At 68.4% G+C, this 8,209-nt stretch carries 9 protein-coding genes; 6 read left to right on the top strand and 3 right to left on the bottom strand.

Annotation, left to right across the window (positions count from 1 at the left end; genetic code table 11):
* Nucleotides 1–195 precede the first annotated feature (195 nt).
* From groES to AC3XYG_RS29890, 3 genes are all read left to right on the top strand, one after another.
* Nucleotides 196–513 (top strand): co-chaperone GroES, encoded by a 318-nt coding sequence (groES, locus tag AC3XYG_RS29880; RefSeq protein ID WP_489143518.1) that lies wholly within the window; start codon nt 196–198, stop codon nt 511–513.
* A gap of 28 nt (nt 514–541) precedes the next feature.
* On the top strand, nt 542–2,173 hold the full coding sequence (gene groL, locus AC3XYG_RS29885; RefSeq protein WP_489143519.1) for a chaperonin GroEL: 1,632 nt from the start codon (nt 542–544) through the stop codon (nt 2,171–2,173).
* Between the two features lie 165 nt (nt 2,174–2,338).
* Entirely contained in the window at nt 2,339–3,241 is a 903-nt protein-coding gene (locus AC3XYG_RS29890; RefSeq protein WP_489143520.1) for a chitosanase, read from the top strand.
* Between the two features lie 18 nt (nt 3,242–3,259).
* Here the strand turns inward: AC3XYG_RS29890 and AC3XYG_RS29895 are convergent, their stop codons facing one another.
* Nucleotides 3,260–4,321 carry a dipeptidase gene (locus AC3XYG_RS29895; protein ID WP_489143521.1) on the bottom strand — a complete coding sequence of 354 codons (1,062 nt, stop codon included), beginning with the start codon at nt 4,319–4,321 and terminating at the stop codon, nt 3,260–3,262.
* Between the two features lie 127 nt (nt 4,322–4,448).
* Nucleotides 4,449–5,363, bottom strand: coding sequence for a LysR family transcriptional regulator (locus AC3XYG_RS29900; protein ID WP_489143522.1), 915 nt, complete (start codon nt 5,361–5,363; stop codon nt 4,449–4,451).
* Nucleotides 5,364–5,482: 119 nt separating this feature from the next.
* On the opposite strand from AC3XYG_RS29900, the gene AC3XYG_RS29905 reads away from it, so the two are divergent.
* On the top strand, nt 5,483–6,196 hold the full coding sequence (locus AC3XYG_RS29905; protein WP_489143523.1) for an SDR family oxidoreductase: 714 nt from the start codon (nt 5,483–5,485) through the stop codon (nt 6,194–6,196).
* Nucleotides 6,197–6,233: 37 nt separating this feature from the next.
* Nucleotides 6,234–7,028, top strand: a complete 795-nt coding sequence (locus tag AC3XYG_RS29910; protein WP_489143524.1) for an SDR family NAD(P)-dependent oxidoreductase — start codon at nt 6,234–6,236, stop codon at nt 7,026–7,028.
* Here AC3XYG_RS29910 and AC3XYG_RS29915 read toward each other — a convergent pair.
* Nucleotides 6,947–7,906, bottom strand: a complete 960-nt coding sequence (locus AC3XYG_RS29915) for a helix-turn-helix domain-containing protein (RefSeq protein WP_489143525.1) — start codon at nt 7,904–7,906, stop codon at nt 6,947–6,949. The two genes, AC3XYG_RS29910 and AC3XYG_RS29915, sit on opposite strands and share 82 nt — an antisense overlap.
* A 164-nt stretch (nt 7,907–8,070) precedes the next feature.
* Here AC3XYG_RS29915 and AC3XYG_RS29920 point away from each other — a divergent pair.
* A partial coding sequence (locus tag AC3XYG_RS29920) for an FAD-dependent monooxygenase (RefSeq protein ID WP_489143526.1) occupies nt 8,071–8,209 on the top strand: 139 nt, incomplete at its 3' end.

Here is an 8,209-nt window from a genome sequence, read left to right on the forward strand (position 1 = left end):
CACCACCCCTGACATGCCCCTGCCCGCCCCGATGGGCCTGGCCCGGTCGTGTCGGACGCGGTGTCGTCGGGCGGGCTGAGCCCCGGCCGAAATCCGGCAGCTCCCGCGCCGGACCATTCCTCTTCCATCGTCATCGCGGCATCGCCCGGCCATAGCGCCCGCATGCCCGAAATCCATTCCAAGGAGTGTTGTTTCATGTCTTTCCGCCCCCTGCATGACCGGGTGCTGATCCGGCGCATCGACCAGGACGAGAAAACCAAGGGCGGGATCATCATCCCCGACACCGCCAAGGAAAAGCCGCAGGAGGGTGAGGTCGTCGCCGTCGGCCCCGGCCTGCGCGACGAGGCCGGCAAGCTGCAGCCGCTGGATGTGAAGGCCGGCGACCGCGTGCTGTTCGGCAAATGGTCGGGCACCGAGATCAAGCTGGAAGGCACCGATTTCGTGGTGCTGAAGGAATCCGACGTGATCGGCGTGTTCGAGGCGGCCAAGCGCCCCTCGAAGAAGGCCGCCTGAGACCGCCGGCACACAGAAGGACACCATCATGGCAGCCAAAGACGTCAAGTTCTCCACCGACGCCCGCGACCGGATCCTGCGCGGCGTCGACATCCTGGCCAATGCGGTCAAGGTCACGCTCGGCCCCAAGGGCCGCAACGTCGTCATCGACAAGTCGTTCGGTGCGCCGCGCATCACCAAGGACGGCGTGACCGTCGCCAAGGAGATCGAGCTTTCCGACAAGTTCGAGAATCTCGGCGCCCAGCTGGTGCGTGAGGTCGCGTCCAAGACCAATGATCTGGCCGGCGACGGCACCACCACGGCCACCGTGCTGGCCCAGGCGATCGTCCGCGAGGGCACCAAGGCGGTGGCCGCTGGGCTGAACCCACTCGACCTCAAGCGCGGCATCGACAAGGCGGTCGAGGCCGTGGTGAAGGCAGTCGAAGCCCGCGCCAAGAAGATATCGACCAATGACGAGATCGCCCAGGTCGGCACCATCTCCGCCAACGGCGAAGTCGAGATCGGCCGGATCATTGCCCAGGCGGTGAAGCGGGTCGGCAACGAGGGCGTTATCACGGTCGAGGAGGCGAAGAGCCTGGAGACCGAGCTGGACGTGGTCGAGGGCCTGCAGTTCGACCGCGGCTATCTCTCGCCCTATTTCATCACCAATGCCGAGAAGTTGATCGCCGAGCTCGACAACCCCTACATCCTGATCCACGAGAAGAAGCTGACGGCGCTGCAGCCGTTGCTGCCCCTGCTGGAGGCGGTGGTGCAGAGCGGCCGGCCGCTGCTGATCATCGCCGAGGATGTCGAAGGCGAGGCGCTGGCCACCCTGGTGGTCAACAAACTGCGCGGCGGGCTGAAGATCGCGGCGGTCAAGGCGCCGGGCTTCGGCGACCGGCGCAAGGCGATCCTCGAGGACATCGCGGTGCTGACCAAGGGCCAGGTGATCTCCGAAGATGTCGGCATCAAGCTGGAGAACGTCACCCTCGACTTCCTCGGCACCGCCAAGCGCGTTCGCATCGCCAAGGAGGAGACCACGATCGTGGACGGCGCCGGCGGCAAGAAGGAGATCGAGGCCCGCATCGCCCAGCTGCGGGCGCAGGTCGAGGAGACCACCTCGGACTATGACCGCGAGAAGCTGCAGGAGCGGCTAGCCAAGCTGACCGGCGGCGTCGCGGTGATCCGCGTCGGCGGCGCCACCGAGGTCGAGGTGAAGGAGCGCAAGGACCGCGTCGACGATGCGGTGCATGCGACCCGTGCCGCGATCGAGGAAGGCGTGGTGCCCGGCGGCGGCGTCACCCTGCTCTACGCCGCCAAGGCGCTGGACAAGGTGAAGCCGGCGAATGACGACGAGCGGGTCGGCATCGACATCATCCGCCGCGCGCTGCAGGCACCGCTGCGCCAGATCGTCGAGAATGCCGGCGGCGACGGCTCGATCGTGGTCGGCAAGCTGCTTGATGGCACCGACATCAACCGCGGCTACGATGCCCAGAAGGGTGAGTTCGCCGACCTCTTGAAGGCCGGCATCATCGACCCGGCCAAGGTGGTGCGCATCGCCCTGCAGGACGCGGCGTCGGTCGCCGGCCTGCTGATCACCACCGAGGCGCTGATCGTCGAGAAGGTCGAGAAGAAGCCGGCCACCCCCACCGCCGCGGGCGGCGGCGACTACGACTTCTAATTCTGAACTCAACACCCTTCGGAAGACGGCCACGGGGCATCCCCGTGGCCGTTTTGCTGTCACCGGCCGGCCGGGGCAAAGCTCCCTCGACGGTTGACTCGGACCCCCGGCATATTCGATGTCAACGCGACCCGGTTCCGGCCTGAAAACGCAGATGGTGCTGTGATGAACAAATCTTCCGTTCGGCTTTGCACAGCACTCGGAAATTCCGGACTGAAGATCCTGCCTTTGGCCGCGCTTCTCTTGCTATCGACCTTGTGCTTCGGCCGCCAGGCCACCGCCGCAGAGAATTCGGGCGGCCTCGCGGATCCGGAGAGCAAGGAGATCGCGATGCAGCTGGTGTCGAGTGCCGAGAATTCCGACCTGGATTGGCGTTCCCAATATGGATACATCGAAGATATCGGTGATGACCGTGGCTATACGGCCGGCATTATCGGGTTCACCACAGGAACCGGCGATATCCTGAGCCTTGTTCGGGATTACACCGCGAAAGACCCGGGAAACCCCCTGGCGCCATTTCTGCCTGCGCTGCAGAAGGTGAATGGCACGGCGTCCCATGAGGGGCTTGGCCCCGCGTTCGTTGCGGCCTGGAAGGTTGCCTCCCGGCTGCCGGAATTTCGCGCCGCGCAGGACAGCGAACGCGATCGCACCGCCTTCGATCCGGCCGTAGCGCTCGCCAAAAACGATGGCTTGGGCACGTTGGGGCAATTTATCTACTACGACGCGGCCGTGGTGCACGGCATCGAGGACGACCGATTGACTTCGGGCCTGGACGGCATCCGCAAGGCCGCCTTGAAAAAAGCCCTCCCGCCGGCGCAGGGCGGCGATGAAGTCGCCTATCTCAACGCCTTTCTCGATGCCCGCATCGTTGCGATGAAAAGCGAGGCGGCCCACGAGGATGTGAGCCGTGTCGAAACCGCTCAGCGGGTGTTTCTGCAGGACCGCAATCTCGGGCTTCGCCTCCCCTTGCACTGGAGGCTCTATGGCGAATCCTACTCGATCAAGACTTCATGCAAGGCGGCGACCGTCGACCGTCTGACCGCCTGCATTCCGGCGACGGCGCAGTAAACCGCCCAACAGCCGAGATCAGCGGCCCCAGGTGCGCTCCAGCACGCCGAACCAGTTCTCGGTGCCGATCTTGTGCAGCAGCGCGTCGTCATAGCCATGCGCCCGCAGCGCGTCGAACAGCCGGGGCAGCCCGGCCACGTCCTTGATGCGCGCCGGCATGGTGGCGCCGTCGTAATCCGAGCCGAGGCCGACCCCGTCCTCGCCCAGCCGTTCGATCAGCGCGTCGAGATGCCGGACCATGACCTCCAGGTCGGTGTCGGGGGTCATCGACCCGTCCGGCCGCAGGAAGGCGGTGGCGAAGTTCAGCCCGACCATGCCACGGCTTTCGCGGATGGCGTCGAGCTGGCGGTCGGTCAGATTGCGGGCGTGCGGGCAGATCGAATGGGCGTTGGAATGGGTCGCGACCAGCGGCGCCGAGGACAGCTCGGCTACGTCCCAGAACCCCTTCTCGTTAAGATGCGACAGGTCGATCAGGATGCGACGCTCATTGCACACGCGCACCAGTTCACGCCCGGCATCGGTCAGGCCCGGCCCGGTGTCCGGCGTGCTGGGGAACTTGAACGGCACGCCATGGCCGAAGGCGTTCGACCGGCTCCAGACGATGCCGAGCGAGCGCAGTCCGGCGGCGTAGAGCAGGTCGAGCATGCGGAAATCGGTGTCGATCGCCTCGCAGCCCTCGATGTGGAACACCGCGGCGAGCGATTGCTTCGCCACCGCGGCGCGGATCTCCGCCACGTCGCGGCAGACGCTCAGGCCCCCGGCGCGCTCCAGCCGCAACAGGATCGAGGCCATGGCCGTGGTCGAGGCCTGGGCGTCGGTGATGCCGAGTTCGGCCGGCAGCGGCACGGTATAGGTGCCGCCCTTCATCCGGTCGGTTGCCCCCGAGGATTGCACCGGCGGCGGGAAGATCGCGAACATGCCGCCGACGAAGCCGCCCTGGCGCGCCCGCGGCAGGTCGAGATGCCCGGTCTCCGTGCCCTCGATGAACGCGGTTTCGGCCGTGCCGGCATGGGACTTCAGCAGGCGCAGCAGGACGTCGTTGTGCCCGTCGAAGACGGGAATCGGCGCAGGCTCGGTCATGAACGGTCCATCGTGGTCGGCCCCGGCCGCGGATCGGCCCGGCGATAAAGGGAGAGTTTGAGCAGCGCCCGCACCCGCTGGCAAGGCTCCGCCGGGCAAAACCGTTGCAACGCCGCCCCGCGCCCGGTCAGGGCGTGCCCAGCCCCGCCGCCGCAACCCGCAGCTCGGCGCCGAGAAAATCGAGGAAGGCGCGGGTCTTCGGGGCGAGGTGGCGGGCCGAGGGGAAGACCGCCTGCAGCGGCGCCGCCGGCGATTCGTAATCCTCGAGAATCCGCACCAGGCGCCCGGCGGCCAAGTCCTCGGCCACATGCCAGATCGACTTCAGCACCACGCCGGCCCCGGCCAGCGCCGCCGCATGCGCGACCTCGCCATCATTGCTCATGATCGTACCGGACACGGTGGTCCCCACCGGCGCCTCGCCCCGGCGGGCGAACTGCCACACCGTCATCGGCGGATCGCCATAGGTGATGCAGGGATGGTCCGCCAGGTCTTGCGGCGTCGCCGGGCGGCCGCGCCGGGCGATGTAGTCGGGCGAGGCACAGAGCACCCGCCAGTTGCGCGCCAACTCCCGCGCCATCAGCGCGCTGTCCGGCAGGGCCGCCTGGCGGATGGCGATGTCGATGCCGTCCCGCACCAGGTCGACCACCGCGTCGGTGGCGATCACATGCACCCGGACGTCCGGGTGGCGCTCGTGGAACCGTCCGAGGCAGGGCGCGATCAGCCGGCGGGCAAAGGCCGCCGTCGTCGTCACCCGCAGCAGGCCGCGCGGCCGGCCGTCGCCGCCCACCGCCTCCTGCGCCGCCGCCAGCTCGGCCAGGATGCGCAGCGCCCGCTCGTGGAAGGCGGCGCCATCCTCGGTCAGGCTCAGCCGTCGGGTGGTGCGCTGCACCAGGCGCACGCCCAGCGCCGCCTCCAGCCGTGCCAGCCGCTTCGACACCACCGCCAGCGACAGGCCGAGCTCGCGCGCCGCGGCGGACAGGCTGCCTGATGTGGCGATCCGGGCGAAAACGGCGATGTCGGTCAGGTTCTCGATCGGCCGCATTATCAATGATCCGGAAAGAGTGACTTCACGATGCCGAGTATTATTTCCGCAACGCCGAAGGTCCAGATGTTCACGGCGGCAAGCCATGTGGCCCCGCCGATCGGAAGCAGGAGGATGGAATGAGCGAATTGCAGGGCAAGCGCGTGCTGGTCGTCGGCGGCAGTTCGGGCCTCGGGCTGGCGGCAGCCCAGGCGGCGGCCCGGCTGGGCGCCGCCGTGGTGGTCGCGTCGCGGTCTCAGGACAAGCTGCAGGCGGCGGTGGCGGCGATCGGCGCGGGCAGCGAGGGCCGGGTGCTCGACACCACCTCGGATGACTCGGTCGAGGCCTTCTTCCGCGACGACGCCGCCTACGACCATATCGTGGTCTCCGCGGCGCAGACCAAGGTCGCGGCGGTGCGGGACCTGCCGCTGGCCGACGCTTTCGCCTCGATGAACTCGAAGTTCTGGGGCGCCTACCGCGTCGCCCGGGCGGCAAGGATCCAGGACGGCGGGTCGCTGACCTTCGTCACCGGCGTGCTGGCGATCCGGCCGCGCAAGGGCGCCGCGATCCAGGGCGCGATCAATGCCGGGCTGGAGGCGCTGGCCCAGGGCCTGGCCCTGGAACTGGCGCCGGTCCGGGTCAACGCCGTGTCGCCGGGGCTGGTCGAGACCCCGCTCTATGCCGGCCTGACCGAGGAAGCGCGCCGGGCGATGTATGAGCGCGCGGCCAGCACCCTGCCGGTCGGGCGGGTCGGCCAGCCCGAGCATATCGCCACCCAGATCCTCGCTTTGATCACCAACCCCTACGCCACCGGCAGCGTGGTCTATATTCATGGCGGCAGCGCCCTGATCTGACGGCTGCCGCCGCAAGACCGATATCACGGAGAGCACAATGAAGATCGACCTGTCGGGCAAGACTGCCCTGGTCACCGGGTCCACCAGCGGGATCGGCTATGCCATCGCCCAGGGGCTGGCCGGGGCCGGGGCCGAGGTGATCGTGAACGGCCGCAAGCCGGACGCCGTGGCCGCGGCCGTGGCCCGGCTGAAAGAGGCGGTGCCCGGCGCGTCCGTCCGCGGTGCTGCGGCCGATGTGGCGACCGCCGAGGGCGCCGCCGCCCTGGTGGCCGCGGTGCCGGAGGTCGACATCTTGGTCAACAACGTCGGCATCTTCGAGATGAAGGAGTTCTTCGACATCCCGGACGAGGACTGGACCCGGTTCTTCGAGGTCAACGTCCTCTCGGGCGTCCGCCTGTCCCGCGCCTATCTCAAGGGCATGCTGGCGCGCAACTGGGGCCGGGTGATCTTCATCTCGTCGGAATCCGGCATCAACATCCCGACCGAGATGATCCATTACGGCTTCAGCAAGACGGCACAGCTGGCGGTGTCGCGCGGCCTGGCCAAGCTGACCCGCGGCACCAATGTCACGGTCAATTCGGTGCTGCCCGGCCCGACCATGTCGGACGGGGTGAAGGAGTTCCTGCGCGAGATGGCCGACAAGGCCGGCAAGTCGCTGGACGACACCGCGACCGAGTTCGTGCGCACCCACCGCCCGACCTCGATCATCGCCCGCATGGCGGCGCCGGAGGAGACCGCCAATATGGTGGTCTACATCGCATCGCCCCTCGCCTCCGCCACCAATGGTGCCGCGATCCGGGTCGATGGCGGCCTGGTCGATACGATCGTGTAAGGCTGGCCGCCGGACCTGTCACCGCCGCGCCGGAAGGCCCGCGGCGACAGGCCGGTTTCCTTGGCGAACAGCCGGGAGAAATAGGCCGGATCGTTGACGCCGAGATAGTAGCTGGCCTCGGTGACCGAGATGTTCGAATACAGCAGCAGCCGCTTGGCCTCGAGCAGCAGCCGGTCGCGGATCAGCCGGGCCGGCGCGGCACCGGCAACACGCCGGCAGGCGGCCCAGAGCTGCTTCGGGCTGACATGCAGCGCCTCAGCATAAGCCTCGACCTCGTCATGGGCGCGGTAGCGCTCCTCGATCCGCTCGCGGAACCGCGCCACAAGCAGGGCCTGCGGCCCGGGCACCGCCGCCGCGCCGTCGCGATGCGGCGCCAGGCGCAGCACCTCGACCAGGATGCCGACCAGCAGCGCCTCCACCGCCGCCCCCTGGCCCGGCGCCAGCCAGGCCAGTTCGCGCGACAGCCGCTCCAGGCTGCTGCGGATGAAGCCCTGCTCGGCCACCGCCACCGCCGCCGGTGCGGCGAAGATCGGCCGGAACTCGGGCTCCCGCCGCGTCAACTCGCGCAGATACGTGTCGGACAGTGTCAGCACCGAGCCAGTGGTCTCCGGCTCGAAGGCGAAGCCGTGCACGATCCCGGCCGGCACCAGCAGCAGGCAGGGCGCCGCCAGCCGGATCGCCTGCGCCTCGGCCCGCATCACCCCGCCGCCGCTGGTGAAGTGGAAGATGTGGTTCAGGTTGGCATGGGCATGCGCCCGGATGTTCCAGTCGCTCGGCCGGCTGCGATCGGCCAATGCCTCCAAATGCAGGAAACGGTCATCGACCGTCCGCGGCGCCTCGCCATAGAGGAAAAAGCTCGGAATCACGGTCTTCTGCATGGCGTTCCAGCCCTCCCCTGCCGGCACCCGGATGCGATGGCAGGGAAGAAATGTCCAATTTATCCGCCGCCGTGTCCATTGCTTTCGCAGCCGCCCGGCGCGAGCCTTGCCGTCGAACCATGGCCTGCGGGCCACGACGTCACAGGCTCCGGGAGGGCCTTGGAATGCGCACCCAGGTCGCCATCATCGGCGCCGGGCCGGCCGGCATGGCCCTGGCCCATCTGCTGCACTGCGCCGGCATCGACGCCGTGGTGATCGAGCGCCGCGGCCGCGACTATGTCGAAGGCCGGGTCCGCGCCGGGG

The organism is Inquilinus sp. (assembly GCF_057815775.1).

Excerpts from the sequence above, each read along its gene's own strand:
- groES (WP_489143518.1), top strand. The coding sequence starts at position 196 with ATGTCTTTCCGCCCCCTGCATGACCGGGTGCTGATCCGGCGCATCGAC.
- groL (WP_489143519.1), top strand. The coding sequence starts at position 542 with ATGGCAGCCAAAGACGTCAAGTTCTCCACCGACGCCCGCGACCGGATC.
- AC3XYG_RS29890 (WP_489143520.1), top strand. The coding sequence starts at position 2,339 with ATGAACAAATCTTCCGTTCGGCTTTGCACAGCACTCGGAAATTCCGGA.
- AC3XYG_RS29895 (WP_489143521.1), bottom strand. The coding sequence starts at position 4,321 with ATGACCGAGCCTGCGCCGATTCCCGTCTTCGACGGGCACAACGACGTC.
- AC3XYG_RS29900 (WP_489143522.1), bottom strand. The coding sequence starts at position 5,363 with ATGCGGCCGATCGAGAACCTGACCGACATCGCCGTTTTCGCCCGGATC.
- AC3XYG_RS29905 (WP_489143523.1), top strand. The coding sequence starts at position 5,483 with ATGAGCGAATTGCAGGGCAAGCGCGTGCTGGTCGTCGGCGGCAGTTCG.
- AC3XYG_RS29910 (WP_489143524.1), top strand. The coding sequence starts at position 6,234 with ATGAAGATCGACCTGTCGGGCAAGACTGCCCTGGTCACCGGGTCCACC.
- AC3XYG_RS29915 (WP_489143525.1), bottom strand. The coding sequence starts at position 7,906 with ATGCAGAAGACCGTGATTCCGAGCTTTTTCCTCTATGGCGAGGCGCCG.